The following is a 17,870-nucleotide window of genomic DNA, read 5'->3' on the forward strand; positions in this document are numbered from 1 at the left end:
CCGAGTGCCTTTATTTGGCGGCAATTGTCGCATCGGGCCTGGATGTGACAGGTGCTCCGGCATCTTCCAGAGGGGCCACGAAGTTGAATACCTGCAAACTCAGTTTGCCCCGCGGCTTGGCCGCGTCATCGTACTCGTATGAAGTAACCGAGCAGTTGGCTACTTCGTTTGCGCGGTCGATTGCAAGGATCTGCTCTTCCGTCATGTGCTCGAGCAGATAGCGCATGCAGAGCACGACCACCGAATGGCAAACGAGGAGTACGCGCTCCCCGCAATACTCCCGCGAAATCATCTCGATTGCACTGCGAAGCCGCAGTATCACATCACACCAGCTCTCGCCACCCGGCGGGCGATGATAGAACTTGCCGAGCAGCCGGCGAAATTCGGCTTGATCAGGATGATACGACTTGATTCCGATGCTGGTGAGCCGGTCGAGAATTCCGAATTCCTTCTCGCGCAGGCGCTCGTCGACAACAAGGGAAAAACGATCGTGACTGAAGCCCGCGGACGATGCAATGATTGCCGCTGTGTTGCGAGCTCGCAGATACGGAGATGTGAGAACGACGGTAGGCTGTTGGGCCTGTGGGAGCGCCGCGAACCATCGGCCGAGGGCCATCGACTGCTGCTCGCCCAGCGGCGAAAGGGGAACATCGACATCCCTTGTGTCGATGTCGATGGTGTCGTCGCCAGCCAGCATCGCTGCCTCGCGGGCGACGTTCCCGGCCGACTCGCCGTGGCGAACTATGTATAAGAGGTCAGGCCAGATCTGGGAGTTGGGCACGGAGAAAGCCGGTCAGGGGAGATACCAACGCTGAAGGGCGGTGCATGATGCGCGCACCGCCCCTCGATCCGCTTACTACATTCGGTTGGCCGTCATACGAGCGGCTTGTACCGGAAGCCGGCAACGCCGGTCTTTGGGCTCTTGATGCGGAATTCCTTGCTGCCCTTTCCCGAAACCGGGCCAACCGGCACGGTTTCGGTGAAAATCACGCTACCTTTTGAATCGAGGAAATCAACGCTCATAGTGAACGACTTCGAAGCAGCCGCCCGGTTCTCGACGGTACCGACGAGCGTGGTGCCATCGTTGTTACGCGAAAACTCGGTGAATGCCACCTTGACTGGCATCTTCTCGGCCTTGCTGTTGTAGAGAACGAGCGAATCGGTGTAAGCATTCTTGAGCTTTGGCACCTTCGCCGCATTCATCATTCCCCGATACATGAAAGCGTAAAGCATCCAGTTGTCGGGGTTGCTCGGGTCGAGTGCAAGAAGCTTGGAGACCACCGGGCCCACTTTGCCAAATTCGTCAATCGCCAGGTAGCTGGCCGCCAGATTGTTGAGGGCATCGCGCTGGTAGGGGTTGCGGGCAACGACGGCCGCAAATAACTGCGCGGCTTCTTTCGGACGCTTGCTCTGCGACGCGACGACACCGGCCTGCAGCAGCGCACTCTCGCCGAATTTCGACGGCTCGGCGAGCATCGGAGCGTACAACTTCGGAATGGAAGCGCTGTCGCCCGCGGCTATGTACAGTTTGGCAAGACTGGCAACGGCGGTCATTCCCTTGATTTCGTTGGTCGAGCCCGCCATAACCGCATTCCATGCGGTGATCGCTTCCCGAGCGAGTGTCCGCTTCTCCGCTCCTGAAGCCGCTTCGGAACGAAGCGTGGCTGTCGCCGCAACGTCATACAGCATCTGACCGCGGACATCGGCGTACGCCGTATCGGTTCCGGCGGCGCTCAGGGTTTTTCTGGCGTACTCGAGCATTGCCGGATAATTCTTCCGGCTCTTTTCGACGCTGGCCATTACTGAATACGCGTAAGGCGACGTGCGGTCGAGAGTCAACGAGCGGCGGGCGAAAATCTCCGCTGAGTCGAGCTGGTTGACATTGAGCGCATTGATTGCGGCGTTGGTGACCGCGAGCCACGGTTTCTGCTGGCGAAACGGGCCAACGAACGATGCGCATGCAGCTGAGCTTTGCTCGACGACGGTGAGTGCCGAATCGGTGGCAGCGTAGAGATCGATCGTCGCCGTGGGATTGACCGTGTGACCAATCGTCGAGCGCACGGCGATCGGGTTGATTCCGGGCTGCTCGAGCAGTAACAGGTACGCGGAGCCGAGCAGGTACGCGCGGCCAACCGGGTTTTCAGTCTTGATTCCAGGGGCATTGAGCAGGCCGACAATGGTCCGGAGTTCCTTCCCGGGGTCTCCCCCTTTCAGCGCGGCCTGCGCCTGCGCCATCGCAAGAGTAGCGCGGGCGACATTCTGGCCTTTGTTCTGATCGATTTCGCAGACGGGCCCAGCGGCTGCTGCGGGAGCTGCCGAAGTTTGTGCGAACGCCGGCGTCGACGACGCGAATGAGGATGCAAGCAGGGCGGCACCTGCGAACAGACTCGTCTGATATGCTCTCATGAACAACTCCTACGGTGAAAGACGCGGGAGCCCGGCTCGCCGGCGACGGTACGATACTGGCGACAACGGCTCGCGAAAGGATACTAATATACCCGCGCACAGGGATCGTTCCAGCGTTTCACCGGGCTGTGATTCCTCCTGAAACCACCAGTGGCATAATGATGCGAAGAATTGTGCAGACAGGCAGATAAGAGTGCTCCGTGATTCGCGTCATCGAGAAGCCACAGCACATCTTGCATTCGTTGACCCCGTGATGGGGGAAGTCATTGCAAGAGTAGGGAGATGCACGCTCGATGTGAGAAATGAAGGCACCCACTTCGATGCGCTCATCAGATCCATCGTGTATCAACAGCTATCGGGCAAGGCCGCGGCAACCATTCACGGACGGGTGGTTGGGCTCATCGGCGAGGGTGGGTCTCCGGTTCCTCACACCATTCTCTCGACCACGCACGAAGCACTGCGCGCTGTTGGGCTGTCCAGTCAGAAAGCGAGCTATGTCCGAAACCTTGCTCAGCATGTGATCGACGGATCGCTGCCGATCGAGTCACTGCACAACCTCACTGATGAGGAGATAATTCACGCGCTGGTCCAGGTGAAAGGCATCGGACGCTGGAGCGCGCAGGTGTTCATGATGTTCAGGCTCGGCCGGCCGGACGTGCTGCCGGAGCTGGACCTCGGGATACAGAAAGGAATCCAGAAGGCGTACCGGATGAGAAAGCCCCCCACTCCGAAGCAGGTCCTGGCGCGCGGGAAAAGGTGGGCGCCTTACCGCACGGTAGGAGCCTGGTACATGTGGAGAATTCTGGACGTGGAATGAACTGCCTCGCCGTTGAATCATTATTGTTAGTCAATGCCAATCACCCAATTCGAAACCCTTCCTGATTCGTCCCGCGTCTGGGTCTATGGCGCCAGCGCCGATGTGGATGCGCGTGGTGCGGAGGCTTTGCTTAGGCATACAGATGATTACCTCGGAAGCTGGAAGGCCCATGGTGCGCCTCTGACCTCGGGCCGCGACTGGAGCGAAAACCGCTTTCTCACCATTGCGGTGGATCAGAACCGTGAGGGCGCTTCGGGTTGTTCAATCGACGGGTTGTTCCGAACTCTGAAGAACATCGAACCCGAAATCGGCGCGCAGCTCGTCACGAGCGGACTAATCTACTTTCGTTCGAATGACTCGAACGTGCATGCCGTCACGCGCGACGAATTCTCCGAGCTCAGCGCGGCCGGAAGGGTCAATGGCGATACGGAAGTATTCGATACGTCAGTCGTCACCTTGGGTGAATGGCGCGGACGGTTCAAGTCCCGGGCCGCCGATTCATGGCATCACTCGCTGATGCATGAGCGTATCCTGAGCGGTGAAACGAACGGGTGAAGACCCACACTTCGTATCTGACATTCAACACGAAAAAGCGGCAGGAGATCATCGACATCACCGACGATGTCGAAGCGTGTCGCGCTGCAGCCGGCATCGACGACGGATTCGTGCTGGTGTCGGCAATGCACATCTCGGCGTCGGTATTCGTGAACGACCACGAGCCGAATCTGTGGAAGGACATTCTTGACTGGCTCGAGACCCGGGTGGCACCGTGGTCGCCGGATGAATACAGGCACAACAGCGGAACCGGTGAGGACAACGCAGCGGCACATTTGAGGTCGCTGACAATCGGGCATGAAGTGATAGTTCCCGTAACCAGAGGCAAGCTCGACTTCGGCCCATGGCAGCGCGTGTTTTATGGTGAATGGGACGGAAGGCGGCCGAAACGGGTGGTGATCAAGGCAATGGGGGTGTAGCAGCGGCGGCAGTAGGATTCAACCTCATGCTCTCAGATAATCTGCGCGCCAGTTCTTCACCTCCCGCTTGATATCCGCCGACTTCTGGAACTCACCGGCGAGCGTACGACGGACGAGGTCAGTTAACTCATTGTCAGACGCAAAGCGTAGTGCAATAAGCTGAGACGGTGTCAGATCGTCCACCCGGCCGCGGAGATCCTCCGGAAGAATGCGGGAGAGTCGCAGGCGTTCCTCGAGTCGGATCACACGATCCTGAACTCGTATCGAATGGCCGCGAATTGCCAGGGCAACCAGCACCAGTGCCACCGCCACAAACAACTGCCATAGCGTCACCCCACCGGGATTCTGAATGAGAACCCAGACGGCGTAAAGCGCGTTGAGCACCAGCACGGTCGCGCCAACCAGGTAGAGCGCAGGCGGCCGGCGGGTGTGAGTGGCGTAAGTCTGCTCCTGCTGCGCCATCGCTGACTCCAGAAAAGTTAGTGAAAAAATTCTTCGGCCGAATGACTGCGTCTACGATCCAGCGCGAGCATCGGACGCGCTCACCCCGATGCCTGCATCCGCTTCCGCGGCATAGCGCTTCAACCGTCCAATCATGGCATTGAGACCAACTTCGCGGGCGCCAAGTCCGATACTTTCCATGAGAGTGCGAACGAAATCGGACGGAATGGCCAGCGTGGTCGACGGCGGCTGGCCGTTCACGGCACCGAAGACAATCGCCAGGACGGCAGCGATCGTCGGCGACTGGCGCGCATTGAGGTCGGCGTGAAAATACATCCTGCCGTCGACCATCTCAGGGATGATATCAACGCGAGTCTGGCATTCGGGGACGTTAAACTCCGCGCGATCGAGGCCCTTGAGGCGCTCAGGCAACGGCTCGAGCTTTTTCGAATACTGAACGAGCGCCTGCATCTTTTCTTCGCGCGCCATCGAGCGGAAAAGCCTCAGTACACGGTCAATGGATGGGGGGAGGGCGACTGATGCGGTCTGGTCCATCATGCAATCTAGCCGGGCCCGCGAAATGTCTGGAATGGCACGAAACTCTCATTGGCTGCATTGTCACCTCAACATTCAAACACCAGGGAACAGAATGCCAACGCGTAAAGCGAGTGCGAAGTGGGAAGGCGGTATGAAAGGCGGGAAGGGCAGCTTCAATGGCGAGAGCGGAGCAATCACCGGCCAGTACAACTTTGGATCCCGGTTCGAAAACGGAACCGGCTCCAATCCCGAGGAGCTGCTGGCTGCTGCCGAGGCTGCATGCTTCAGCATGGCTCTGAGTGGAAGTCTCGAAAGAAACGGGACGCCGGCAACGAGTGTTGACACCAGCGCCGCGTGTACGGTGGAGAAATCCGGCGACGGATTCGCGATTACCCGTATGAAGCTCGACGTCTCAGCGTCGGTGCCAGATATCGACGACGCGAAATTTCAGGAAATTGCGAATGCAACCCTTACCGGCTGCCCGGTATCGAAAGCGTTCAAGGGAAACATGGATATCGAGCTGGACGCGCGGCTCGTGTGATCGGCCCGTTGCGTGTTACGCAGGCCTGGCCCAGCCGGGCTTTGCGTCGCACGCATCGCAGTTCCCGCAGGTCCAACCGGGCGCATCCTGTTCGCCGAAGTGCTCGAGAATGAATTTTGTGCGGCATTGAGTGGTCTGACAGAATTCGATGATGGTGCGAAGTTTCCGCTGATCGTTGGCCCGCCGCTCCTCGTAATCGTGGAGGTCCGCGCTCAGATCGACTGAAGTAAGGTTGCCCTGCAGTCGTTGCCAGCGCCCGCCACGATGCTCCCGCACGAGGCCATGCCGCTTGAGAAGCGCGAACACGATCTTCGCTTTCCGCTGCGTGACTTCTGTAATCGTTGTGATATCATCCAGCGCGACCGGCGTATCGAGCGGATATTTCTCGAGCGCCAGGGCAACGAGCGCCGCCTCTGCGACCTCGGGGTATTTGCCGCCCAGAAAATAGGATTGTATTCGCCGGTCTTCTACCCTGTAGAGCATCGTGCATGTCGCCGGCAATCCATCGCGCCCGGCTCGCCCGGCTTCCTGATAGTAGGCCTCTATCGAGCCCGGGAAATGATAGTGAACAACAAACCTGATCTCCTGCTTGTCGATTCCCAATCCGAAAGCATTGGTGGCGATGATCGCTTTGAGTTTCCCGCTCATGAATGCGTTCTGAACCGCTTTTCTGTCGGCTGCCGTGCGCTTTCCGTGATACAGTCCAATGTCGAAGTGGTCGCAGAACTGCCGGTGGAGGCGTTCCGCTTCCTTAACGGTCGCAACGTAAATGACCCCGGACCCCTCCTCCTCGGCGAGAATCTGCCCGACAATTGTGTCCTTGATGTTGTCATTTACAGTACGCCTCACCTCGAATCTCAGGTTCGGGCGCGCGAAACCGGTGATGGTGATGTGTGGCTCGTGCATGCCGAGGCTGCGCGCGATGTCGTCCTGTACCTCCTGAGTGGCGGTAGCAGTAAGCGCGAGTATCGGCGGGCGGCCAAGCCGCTTTGCGATCGAGCCAAGGCTCAGATAATCGGGCCGGAAATCATGGCCCCACTGGCTGACACAATGGGCTTCGTCAATCACGAACAGACTTACCGTGCGGCTCAGCAGCCGGTCGAAGAATTCGCGATCCTTGAACCGCTCAGGCGTGAGGTAGAGCAGCGCTCCTTCGCCAGCGGATATCTGGCGCTGCGCTTCGCGAGTCTCGAGCGAAGACAGGTGCGAGTGCATCGCGACTGCGTCGACACCTTGCGCGGAAAGCTTGTCCTGCTGGTCTTTCATCAAGGCAATCAATGGACTCACCACTATAGTAAGTCCCGGCAATGCCAGCGCCGCGAGCTGGTAGACGATCGACTTGCCGCTGCCGGTTGGCATGACGACGAGCGCATCATGGCCAGCAAGAAGCGCCTCGATGGGGCCCCATTGGCCGGTTCGGAAATCGGTATGGCCGAAGCGCTCGCGAAGCAGTACGCGAGCGGCCACCCGGGACACCTTTTTTCCCATATCGGCGTGTCTGGCAGGAACCATTCCGCAGCACCATGGCGAACTGCCGCTTTGCCATAGCTAACCGGCAGGGCTGGTCGTCGCGTACTAGCTTTGCGCAGTGAAAAAGGACACTCTCGCGGGAAAATCGCGGCTCTTTGCAATCGTTGCTCCCGGGCTGGAGCAAATACTGCTACGCGAACTTCAGGAGATAGGAGTGCGGCCCGGCAAGGTCATCCCCGGCGGGGTGTCATTCGACGGGTCACTCAACCAGCTGCGACTGGTAAATCTCTGGTCCCGGGTTGCCAGCCGGGTGCTGGTCAGGGTGGACGAGTTTCACGCCAACAGTTTCCATGAGCTCGAGCGACGCGCAAAGAGGGTTTCCTGGAAACGGTTTGCGACGACTGGGCAATCGGTGCACTTTCGCGTCACGTGCCGCAAATCGCGGCTCTACCATTCGGACGCTGTCACGGAACGGCTCGCAGCGGCGGTCGACACTCAGCTCGGCGGCTCTGTCGCAGCGGGGATTGCGGGTGCAGAAGCGGAAGACGAGCTGGACGACTCGGACGCGGCCAGCGATTCTCAGCTGTTCGTAGTGCGCATTGTCAACGATGTGTGCACGATCAGCGCGGATAGCTCGGGGGCGTTACTTCATCGTCGCGGCTACCGGCAGGCGGTCGCAAAAGCGCCGCTTCGTGAGACTCTGGCGGCGGCGATGCTCATCGGCAGCGGCTGGGATCGCGAGTCACCGCTGGTGGATCCAATGTGCGGTTCCGGCACAATCGCCATCGAAGCAGCGCTGATGGCACGGCAAATGGCACCCGGAGCTGGTCGTCGATTCGCGTTCCAGAACTGGCCCGCGCATGACGCATCTGCGTGGCAGCATACAGTCGCCCGCGCGCGTGGTTCAGCGCTCCCCAGGGCAGAGATTTCAATCGTGGCCTCCGACCGGGACGATGGGGCAGTGGCTGCAGCCCGGGCGAACGCGGAACGAGCCGGGGTGAGCGGAGACATCGATATATCGGCAGATGCCATCTCGGATGCCAGGATCCCGGATATTCCCGGCTGGATTGTCACCAATCCGCCGTACGGGCTGAGGTTAGGTGAATCCGGTTCACTGAAAAATCTCTATTCTCAGCTCGGGAACGTCGTGCGACAGAAGACGGGATACCGGTTTGCAATGCTTTCCGCGGACAAGGCGCTCGAAGCGCAAATGCGGTTACAACTCTCAGATGTCTTTCGGACGAAAAACGGGGGCATACCGGTTCGGCTGATGGCCGGGAAAGTTTCGTGATTCGTTGTCCTTGCGTCATCCTGATATCGTGGACGCTATAGCTTTACTGGCGTACTGCGAGGATCTGCTCCACTCCAGTATGCCGGCCTGTAGTACCGGGAGTGAACGTATGGAAATAAAAGACGGTACTACTCTTGTATGCATTGGCGGGTTTCGTTGCTTCGCGGCGCAGGACACGGTAATCCTTCGCACGACTCCCGGGCCCGGGCGTAGGCGCGGCTGGTAAAAAACAATCGTTCAGGAGATGCCGTGGAAATCGGCGATTCAATCGATATTCAGGAAGAAACCGAGATCCCGTCGAAACGACCGCGGCGTGACACGCAGAGTCCCGGGGCCAGTAAAGGCGATGGGGATGGCACTCAATCTGCGCGCAGGAAATCCGCCTCGGCCAGCCAGACGCGGCGAGGTCGCAACGGCAACGGCGGTGGATCGAGAGGAAGCAGCCTTGATCTAGGAGAGCTGCTCGACGCATTAAAGGATCTCCGCGACGGTGATTTTTCGGTAAGGCTGCCTGGCTCTGCCGACCCGGTGATAGACGAAATCGCGAGCGCCTTCAATGGAATCGCCGAGCGTAACGAAAGGCTTGCGTCTGAGGCAGTACGGGTGAGCACGACGATCGGGCGAGAAGGACAGATGAATGAGCGCGCCTCGATCGGACGGGCCACTGGCGGATGGGCGACCATTACCAGCTCGATCAATGCGCTCATCACCGATCTCGTGTCACCTACAACGGAAGTCGCGAGAGTGCTGACCGCCGTCGCCGAGGGCGACCTGCAGCAGAAGATGACGCTCGAGATCGACGGCAAATCCGTCCAGGGTGAATTTCTGCGCATCGGCACCACCGTAAACACGCTCGTCGATCAACTCGGTGCGTTTGCATCGGAAGTAACGCGGGTAGCGCGCGAAGTGGGCACCGAGGGACGACTGGGCGGCCAGGCGAACGTGCCCGGTGTTGGCGGAACGTGGAAGGATCTCACCGACAACGTGAATTTCATGGCGAGCAATCTCACCGGGCAGGTGAGAAACATTGCCGACGTTACGACCGCGGTTGCGAAGGGAGATCTCTCGAGAAAGATCACCGCCGACGCGAAGGGCGAGATTCTCGAGCTCAAGAACACCATCAACACGATGGTCGATCAGCTGAGCGGATTCTCGTCGGAAGTGACACGGGTTGCGCGTGAGGTAGGTACAGAGGGGAAACTCGGCGGACAGGCAAGCGTCCCCGGAATTGCAGGCACCTGGAAGGATCTCACGGACAACGTGAACACCCTCGCGGGAAATCTCACCAGTCAGGTGCGCAACATCGCCGACGTCACGACCGCCGTCGCGCGCGGCGATCTGTCACGCAAGATCACGGTCGAAGCGCGAGGCGAGACCCTCGAGCTTAAAAGCACCATCAACACGATGGTGGATCAGCTCAGCGGATTTGCCGCCGAGGTGACGAGAGTTGCCCGCGAAGTCGGCACCGAAGGAAAGCTCGGCGGACAGGCAAACGTCCCGGGGGTGGCGGGTACATGGAAGGATCTCACGGACAACGTCAACTTCATGGCCAGCAATCTCACCGGGCAGGTGAGAAACATCGCCGATGTGACGACCGCCGTCGCCAGAGGTGATCTTGGCCGGAAGATCACTGCTGACGCTCAGGGTGAAATGCTCGAGCTGAAGAACACCATCAATACGATGGTTGACCAGCTGTCGGCATTCTCATCCGAAGTTACACGGGTTGCGAAAGAAGTCGGAACCGAGGGAAGTCTTGGCGGGCAGGCGGAAGTACCGGGTGTCGCCGGAACGTGGAAGGACCTCACCGACAACGTGAACACACTGGCCGGAAACCTTACCAGCCAGATCCGCAACATTGCCGACGTTACGACCGCGGTGGCGAAGGGAGATTTGTCGCGGAAAATCACTGTCGACGTTCAGGGTGAGATACTGGAGCTGAAGAACACCATCAACGCGATGGTGGATTCACTCAGAATTTTCGCTGGCGAAGTGACGCGTGTTGCCAAGGAAGTTGGAACGGAAGGGAAGCTGGGTGGACAGGCTGAAGTTCCCGACGCCGCCGGCACCTGGAAGGATCTGACGGACAACGTGAATTTCATGGCGAGCAATCTCACCGGGCAGGTGAGAAACATTGCCGACGTCACGACCGCCGTTGCCCGGGGTGACCTGAGCAGGAAGATTACCGCTGACGCGAAAGGCGAGATCCTCGAGCTCAAGAACACCATCAACATCATGGTGGACCAGCTCTCGGGTTTTGCTGCGGAGGTAACGCGGGTTGCGCGCGAAGTGGGAACCGAGGGCAAGCTGGGGGGACAGGCGAATGTCCCGGGCGTCGGGGGAACCTGGAAGGATCTCACCGACAACGTGAACACTCTGGCAGGGAATCTCACCAGTCAGGTGCGAAACATTGCCGACGTGACGACCGCCGTGGCGAAGGGAGATCTCAGCCGCAAGATCACCGTTGAAGTGCGTGGCGAAACGCTCGAGCTGAAGGACACCATCAACACGATGGTGGATCAGCTCAGCGCTTTTGCCGATGAAGTGACACGCGTTGCCCGCGAGGTGGGCACTGAAGGACGGCTCGGCGGTCAGGCGAACGTGCCTGGTGTCGCCGGAACGTGGAAGGATCTCACGGATAACGTGAACACGCTGGCCGGGAACCTTACGAGCCAGATCCGTAACATCGCCGATGTGACGACGGCTGTCGCGAAGGGAGATCTATCGCGAAAGATCACGGTGGATGTCAAAGGTGAGATCCTCGCGCTCAAGAACACCATCAACACGATGGTCGACTCTCTTGGGGGACTTGCGGGCGAGGTGACGCGCGTTGCGCGTGAGGTGGGCACGGAAGGGCGGCTGGGTGGCCAGGCAAACGTCCCTGGTGTAGCCGGCACGTGGAAGGATCTGACCGAGAACGTGAATTTCATGGCGAGCAATCTCACCGGGCAGGTGAGAAATATTGCCGACGTGACCACCGCAGTGGCGCGTGGTGACCTGTCTCGCAAGATGACCGTGGACGTGAAGGGCGAGATACTCGAGCTGAAAAACACGATCAACATCATGGTCGACCAGCTCTCCGCGTTTTCATCCGAGGTGACACGCGTCGCCAAGGAAGTCGGCACCGAAGGCAATCTCGGCGGACAGGCGGAAGTGCCCGGGGTTGCCGGGACCTGGAAGGACCTTACCGACAACGTAAACACGCTGGCAGGGAACCTTACCGGTCAGATCCGCAACATCGCTCTCGTCACGACGGCAGTTGCCCGTGGTGACCTGTCGCAGAAGATCACGGTCGAAGTCCGCGGAGAAATTCTCGAGCTCAAGGACACCATCAACGCGATGGTGGACTCTCTCAGAATTTTCGCGGACGAGGTGACACGTGTCGCGAAGGAAGTGGGAACAGAGGGCAAGCTGGGTGGCCAGGCCGAGGTGCCGAATGCAGACGGAACGTGGCGTGCGCTCACCGATAACGTGAATGCAATGGCCAACAGCTTGACGCTGCAGGTGCGCGCCATCGCGAACGTGGCGACGGCGGTTACGCGTGGCGATCTGTCGAGACAGATCACTGTCGAGGCGCAGGGCGAGCTCGACGAGCTCAAGGGCAACCTCAATCAGATGATCGCGAATCTGAAGGATACGACCGAAAAGAATACCGAACAGGACTGGCTCAAGACCAACCTGGCGAAATTCTCGCGCATGATGCAGGGTCAGAAGGATCTGACGGCAGTTTCCAAGCTCATCATGTCCGAGCTCACCCCTCTGGTGTCTGCACACCACGGGGCGTTTTACATAATGGAACAAGATGACAACGTGGCGGTGCTCAAACTCATTGCGAGCTACGCATACAAGGAACGGAAGCACGTCGGCAATCGCTTCCTGCTCGGCGAGGGGCTCGTCGGTCAGGCGGCACTCGAGAAAAAACCGATCCTGCTGACGAGCGTACCTGAAGACTACATCAGGATAACGTCAGGCCTTGGCGAGGCGCCGCCGCGAAATATTCTTGTCCTCCCGATCCTTTTCGAGGGTGAGGTCAAGGCAGTGGTCGAGCTGGCTTCGTTCCTTCCGTTCAGCCAGATCCATCAGCTCTTTCTCGATCAGCTTGCAGAGACTGTCGGAGTAGTGCTCAACATGATCTCGGCGAACATGCGTACGAGTGAACTGCTCGAGCAGTCCCAAAATCTCACGCAGGAGCTCCAGAGCCAGTCGCAGGAGCTCAAGCAGCAGCAGGAAGAGCTGAAGAAATCCAACTCGGATCTGGAAACGCAGGCAAAAACTTTGCGGAGCTCCGAGGAATTGTTGCGCGATCAGCAGGTGGAGTTGCAACAGGTCAACGAGGAGCTGGAGGAAAAGGCTTCTCTGCTAGCGGAGCAGAACCGGAAAGTGGAGCAGAAAAACGACGAAGTGGAGGCGGCACGACTGTCGTTGGAGGAGAAGGCGGAGCAGCTGGCATTGAGCTCCAAGTACAAGTCCGAGTTTCTCGCCAACATGTCTCACGAGCTGCGCACGCCACTCAACAGCCTGCTGATTCTGTCGAAGCTGCTGAACGACAACAAGGATGGCAACCTCACGCCAAAGCAGGTCGAATTCGCTCACACCATTTACTCGTCGGGCAGCGATCTCCTGTCGCTCATCAACGACGTGCTGGACCTTTCGAAGGTCGAGGCCGGCAAGATGGAGGTTTCGGTGAGCGAGGTTACGATCGAGGAGATTGGTGGATCTCTCGACCGTGGCTTCCGGCCGATCGCGGATCAGAAAGGCCTCGACTTCAAGTTCGATGTGCACCCCGACGCGCCCTCGACGATCATCACCGATGGACAGAGAGTGGAGCAGGTGCTCAAGAACCTGCTGTCGAACGCGTTCAAGTTCACGTCTGCGGGAGGAGTCACGCTTTCAGTACGGAGAGCGGACAAGACCCGGCGGTTCCTGAATCCTGCTCTCGACGCCGCTGCAGGTGTGATTGCCTTTGCGGTGATCGATACGGGAGTCGGCATTCCCACCGACAAGCAGCGACTGATCTTCGAGGCGTTTCAGCAGGCCGATGGAACTACGAGCCGGAAGTTTGGCGGAACCGGGCTCGGACTTTCCATAAGCCGGGAGATTGCACGGTTGCTGGGCGGTGAGATCCGCGTTGAGAGCACGCCGGACAAGGGCAGCACATTCACTTTGTTTCTTCCCCTCAAGCTTCAGGAATCCGAATCCGACGCAACGCGCGGGTCGCGGTTGACTGCCATGGATGTGGTCGACGCTCCCCGCGGACCAAAAAGGTCTCAACCATCCACATGGCGTCCGACACCATCGCAGAGCACGCAGGTTCAGACTGCCCGCCCGTCGAGTCCGTCGAGTCCGTCAGGTCCATCGGGTCCGACGCCGGTGTCGTCGCACGTAGTCGGCGACCGTCGGGCAAAACAATACATCGTCGAGGATGATCACGAATCGATAGAACCCGGCGACCGCGCTGTGCTCATCGTCGAGAACGATGCGAATTTCGCGAAGATTCTTCTGGGTATGGCGAGGGATAAGGGGTTCAAGGGAATTGTGGCGCTCGAGGGGGACAGCGGACTTGCAGCGGCGCATGAGTATCGTCCTGACGCGATAACGCTGGATATCGACATGCCGGGGATGGACGGGTGGAAGGTGCTGGAACGGCTAAAACATCATCCAAACACGCGGCACATTCCTGTACACATCATCACCGGGGTCGAACGCCGGCAGCAGGGCCTCAAGGCCGGGGCGCTTGCCTACCTCGAGAAACCCGTCACCCAGGAAGCGCTCGATGATGCGTTCTCCAGGATCGCAACGTTCATCGAAGACGTTCCAAAACATCTCCTGGTCGTCGAGGATGATCAGGGACAGCGTGATGCCATCGTCGAGCTGATCGCTCACGAGGACGTCGAAATCACCGCTGTCGAAACGGCCGCTGCGGCATTTTCGGAGCTGGCGTCCAACAAGCACTATGACTGCGTCGTGCTCGATCTCGGATTGCAGGGCATGAGCGGTTTCGACTTCCTGGAACAGGTGAAATCCAACCCGGCCATGACGGATCTTCCGATCATCGTTTACACCGGCAAGGAGCTCACTCAAGCCGAGGAGACAAAGATCAAGAAGTACGCGGAAACGATCATCGTGAAAGATGTGAAATCTCCCGAGCGGCTGCTCGATGAGACAGCCCTGTTTCTTCATCGCGTCGAAGCAAAGCTCCCGGAGCAGAAGCGAAAGATGCTGGAGCAGTTACATGACGCAGACGCCGTGATCAGCGACAAGCGGGTACTGGTCGTGGACGATGACGTTCGGAACATCTTTTCGCTGACGAGCGTTCTCGAGGATCACGGGATGAACGTGAGGTTTGCCGAGAACGGCAAGGATGCTCTTGCGGCTCTCGAAGAAAACCCGGATGTGGACGTGATACTGATGGATGTGATGATGCCGGAGATGGATGGTTACGAAACGACCAGGGCGATCCGCAACATGCCTGAATTCAAATCGCTTCCGATTATTGCGCTTACCGCGAAGGCAATGAAGGGCGACAGAGAAAAATGCATTGCCGCCGGCGCCTCTGACTATATCACCAAACCGGTGGACACCGGCCAGCTCATATCACTGTTGCGCGTGTGGCTCTACAAGTAGACCGGACCGTTCCGACTGCCGCCGCGGACGTTTCCCCGTACGACGCGGAGCTCGAGCGGATAGAAATCGAGCTGCTGCTGGAGGGCGTCTACCGGCAATATGGATTCGACTTTCGCGCCTATGCCTACGCGTCCATCAGACGCCGGTTGTGGAAGAGAATCGAAGCCGAAGGGCTGGCGACGGTAAGTGCGCTGCAGGATCGCGTGTTACACGAGCCCCAGATGATGGAGAGGCTGTTACTTGACCTCTCCATCAACGTGACGGCGATGTTTCGCGATCCCACGTTCTACCGCGCGTTCCGCCAGCATGTGGTGCCCCTCCTCCGTACGTACCCATTTATCCGCATATGGCACGCGGGCTGTGCGACCGGAGAAGAAGTCTATTCGATGGCCATCCTTCTCCAGGAGGAGGGCCTGTACGAGCGGTGCCGGCTTTACGCGACCGATATCAATGAAGTGGTCCTGCAGAAAGCAAAGGAAGGAATTTTCCCGGTGGACAGGATGCAGGAGTACACCGAGAACTACATTGCCGCCGGCGGGAAGAAGGCTTTCTCTGATTATTATCTCGCGAAGTACGGTGGGGCCCTTTTCGATCCGTCTTTGACGAAGAACGTCGTTTTTTCGCTCCACAACCTCGTGACCGACAGGTCGTTCAGCGAGTTCAATGTGATTCTCTGCCGCAACGTCATGATCTATTTTGACAAGGCACTGCAGGGAAAGGTGCATAGGCTCTTTTATGAAAGTCTCGCGATGTTTGGAATTCTGGCGGTCGGCAACAGGGAGTCGCTTCGGTTTTCGCCCCACGAGGACCGCTATGAGCAGATCAACGGTCCGGACAAGATCTACCGGAAGGCGCGGTGATGCAGCAGCCGTCCATCGTTGTGATAGGCGCGTCATGGGGCGGGCTCGCCGCACTGAGCATGCTCCTCGGCGCACTGCCATCCGATTTCGGAGTTCCGCTGGCTGTGGTGCAGCATCGCAGCAGGCACGCCGACAATCTCCTGGCGGGGCTTCTGCAGGACGCCACGTCACTTCGTGTCGTGGATGCGGAAGATAAAGAGCCGCTGGAACCTCGCTGTATCTACGTCGCGCCAGCCAACTACCACATGCTCGTCGACCTTGGGCATTTAACGCTTACCACCGATCCGCTGGTGCGATTCAGCCGACCATCAATTGACGTCACATTTTTCTCCGCCGCCGATACTTATCCGTTCTCGACGATCGGCGTCGTTCTGACGGGCGCCAACGACGACGGGTCCCGCGGCCTTCGTCATATCGTCGATCGTGGTGGCAAAGCGATAATTCAGGATCCGTCCAGCGCCGAGAGTCCGGTGATGCCCGAAGCGGCACGCCGGGCTGTTCCGGAGGCGGACGTAGTGCCGCTCCCCCAGCTGGCAAAGCATCTTGTCTCGATGGTCACCGGCGCTGCTGCCATACCGGGCGGGAAGCGATAATGCCGGACGATCCGCGGGTCAGCCTGCTTCTCGTCGACGATCGACCTGAAAACCTTCTTGCCCTCGAGGCCATACTCGAACCGCTTGGCCAGATACTCGTCCATGCGCATTCCGGGGCCGAGGCACTCAAATCGGTTCTTCAGCACGAGTTTGCGGCCATACTCCTTGATGTTCAAATGCCGGATATGAACGGCTTCGACGTCGCGCAGATCATCAAGTCGCGGGAAAGGTCGCGATTTGTCCCGATCATTTTCCTCAGCGCCATCAGCAAGGAAGACGCGTACGTCTTCAAGGGTTACTCGATGGGCGCGGTGGATTACGTCTTCAAGCCATTCAACCCCGACGTCCTGCGATCGAAAGTCGCCGTGTTCGTCGACCTCTTTCTCAAACAGCAACAGATCAAGGAACAGGCGGAGCTCCTCGCCGACAGCGAGAAGCGCGAGCTGGAACTCCAGCACCGCGCCGAGCTTCTCGAGGCAGAGGCAAAGTCAGCCGCACAGCTCACCGAACTCAACAACCAGCTGCACTCCCGGCAGAAAGAGCTCGAGCAGGCAATGGGTGTCCGAAACAGGTTTTACGCATCGATGAGCCACGAGCTGCGGACACCGATCAACGCAGTGATCGGCTACAGCACCCTTCTGATAGACAACATCTACGGTCCGCTGAACGAAAAGCAGACCGAAGGCCTGCAGCGCACATTGAAAGCTGCGCGCCATCTTCTGGAGCTGGTAAACGACGTGCTCGATCTTTCGAAAATCGAAGCGGGAAAGATCGAGCTTGCTCTACAGCCGGTTCATGTCACTCATCTGATTGAAGATTTGTTTGTCACCGTTCGCCCTCTTGCCGACGAGCATGGTACAGAGCTCACTTTCGAGCATCCTCCGGAAGCCGTCTCGATCATCACGGACCCTCGCCGCGTCCGTCAGATTCTTCTCAATCTTCTGTCGAATGCGATCAAGTTCGGCGAGAAAAAGCCTATCCGCGTCGATTGCGCAAAGCTGGATGGCGGGGGCGTCTCGATTTCAGTAACCGACCAGGGCGAGGGGATCACCGAGGACGATCAGCTGCGCGTCTTCGAGGAGTTCGTGCAGGTATCGCCCACCCAGCATCTGGGTACTGGTCTCGGCCTGCCTATCTCTCGCAGACTGGCCACGCTCCTGGATGGCACCCTGGAACTGAAGTCGGTTCCGGGCGAAGGGAGCACGTTCCGGTTGGTCCTGCCGGCTGAAGGCCGACCAAAGGTTCTCGAAATTGAAGATAAACCGGTTGAGACAGTGGGCCAGGCCGGCGAGCGAGTGGCATAGACCCTGCCTCTACAT

General features: G+C 58.8%; 14 protein-coding genes. 9 read left to right on the plus strand and 5 right to left on the minus strand.

Annotated features, from left to right (window positions below):
- Positions 1-10: 10 nt before the first annotated feature.
- Together WKF55_04390 and WKF55_04395 are read right to left on the minus strand one after the other, a co-directional pair.
- Positions 11-781: a histidine phosphatase family protein gene (locus tag WKF55_04390; GenBank protein MEJ7758811.1), complete on the minus strand. Its 771-nt coding sequence runs from the start codon at positions 779-781 to the stop codon at positions 11-13.
- Positions 782-873: 92 nt separating this feature from the next.
- Positions 874-2,406 (minus strand): hypothetical protein, encoded by a 1,533-nt coding sequence (locus WKF55_04395; GenBank protein ID MEJ7758812.1) that lies wholly within the window; start codon positions 2,404-2,406, stop codon positions 874-876.
- Positions 2,407-2,599: 193 nt separating this feature from the next.
- Here WKF55_04395 and WKF55_04400 point away from each other — a divergent pair, with 193 nt between their 5' ends.
- Genes WKF55_04400 through WKF55_04410 form a run of 3 tightly spaced genes read left to right on the plus strand, consistent with a single transcriptional unit; the run spans position 2,600 to position 4,197 of the window.
- Complete coding sequence (locus WKF55_04400) at positions 2,600-3,223, plus strand: DNA-3-methyladenine glycosylase (GenBank protein ID MEJ7758813.1); 624 nt, start codon at positions 2,600-2,602, stop codon at positions 3,221-3,223.
- Between the two features lie 33 nt (positions 3,224-3,256).
- The gene (locus tag WKF55_04405) at positions 3,257-3,778 is read left to right on the plus strand and encodes a hypothetical protein (GenBank protein MEJ7758814.1); all 522 of its coding nucleotides are present in this window, start codon (positions 3,257-3,259) and stop codon (positions 3,776-3,778) included.
- Positions 3,775-4,197, plus strand: a complete 423-nt coding sequence (locus tag WKF55_04410) for a secondary thiamine-phosphate synthase enzyme YjbQ (protein MEJ7758815.1) — start codon at positions 3,775-3,777, stop codon at positions 4,195-4,197. Before WKF55_04405 ends, WKF55_04410 begins: the two co-directional genes overlap by 4 nt.
- Positions 4,198-4,221: 24 nt before the next feature.
- On the opposite strand, the gene WKF55_04415 is transcribed toward WKF55_04410, so the two are convergent.
- Positions 4,222-4,659, minus strand: a complete 438-nt coding sequence (locus tag WKF55_04415) for a DUF6526 family protein (protein ID MEJ7758816.1) — start codon at positions 4,657-4,659, stop codon at positions 4,222-4,224.
- Positions 4,660-4,710: 51 nt separating this feature from the next.
- On the minus strand, positions 4,711-5,127 hold the full coding sequence (locus tag WKF55_04420) for a SufE family protein (protein ID MEJ7758817.1): 417 nt from the start codon (positions 5,125-5,127) through the stop codon (positions 4,711-4,713).
- Between the two features lie 160 nt (positions 5,128-5,287).
- On the opposite strand from WKF55_04420, the gene WKF55_04425 reads away from it, so the two are divergent.
- Entirely contained in the window at positions 5,288-5,716 is a 429-nt protein-coding gene (locus WKF55_04425) for an OsmC family peroxiredoxin (GenBank protein ID MEJ7758818.1), read from the plus strand.
- A 15-nt stretch (positions 5,717-5,731) separates the two neighbouring features.
- Here the strand turns inward: WKF55_04425 and WKF55_04430 are convergent, their stop codons facing one another.
- The gene (locus WKF55_04430) at positions 5,732-7,204 is read right to left on the minus strand and encodes an ATP-dependent DNA helicase RecQ (GenBank protein MEJ7758819.1); all 1,473 of its coding nucleotides are present in this window, start codon (positions 7,202-7,204) and stop codon (positions 5,732-5,734) included.
- Positions 7,205-7,304: 100 nt separating this feature from the next.
- Here WKF55_04430 and WKF55_04435 point away from each other — a divergent pair, with 100 nt between their 5' ends.
- From WKF55_04435 to WKF55_04455, 5 genes are all read left to right on the plus strand, one after another.
- Positions 7,305-8,477, plus strand: coding sequence for a hypothetical protein (locus WKF55_04435; GenBank protein ID MEJ7758820.1), 1,173 nt, complete (start codon positions 7,305-7,307; stop codon positions 8,475-8,477).
- A 249-nt stretch (positions 8,478-8,726) separates the two neighbouring features.
- Complete coding sequence (locus WKF55_04440; GenBank protein MEJ7758821.1) at positions 8,727-15,098, plus strand: HAMP domain-containing protein; 6,372 nt, start codon at positions 8,727-8,729, stop codon at positions 15,096-15,098.
- Positions 15,083-15,958 carry a protein-glutamate O-methyltransferase CheR gene (locus tag WKF55_04445; GenBank protein ID MEJ7758822.1) on the plus strand — a complete coding sequence of 292 codons (876 nt, stop codon included), beginning with the start codon at positions 15,083-15,085 and terminating at the stop codon, positions 15,956-15,958. Before WKF55_04440 ends, WKF55_04445 begins: the two co-directional genes overlap by 16 nt.
- Positions 15,958-16,551 (plus strand): chemotaxis protein CheB, encoded by a 594-nt coding sequence (locus tag WKF55_04450; GenBank protein ID MEJ7758823.1) that lies wholly within the window; start codon positions 15,958-15,960, stop codon positions 16,549-16,551. The genes WKF55_04445 and WKF55_04450 overlap by 1 nt, the downstream gene beginning before the upstream one ends.
- Positions 16,551-17,855 carry a hybrid sensor histidine kinase/response regulator gene (locus WKF55_04455; protein ID MEJ7758824.1) on the plus strand — a complete coding sequence of 435 codons (1,305 nt, stop codon included), beginning with the start codon at positions 16,551-16,553 and terminating at the stop codon, positions 17,853-17,855. The genes WKF55_04450 and WKF55_04455 overlap by 1 nt, the downstream gene beginning before the upstream one ends.
- Positions 17,856-17,870 lie beyond the last annotated feature (15 nt).

The organism is Gemmatimonadaceae bacterium, assembly GCA_037721215.1.
Lineage (GTDB): Bacteria > Gemmatimonadota > Gemmatimonadetes > Gemmatimonadales > Gemmatimonadaceae > UBA4720.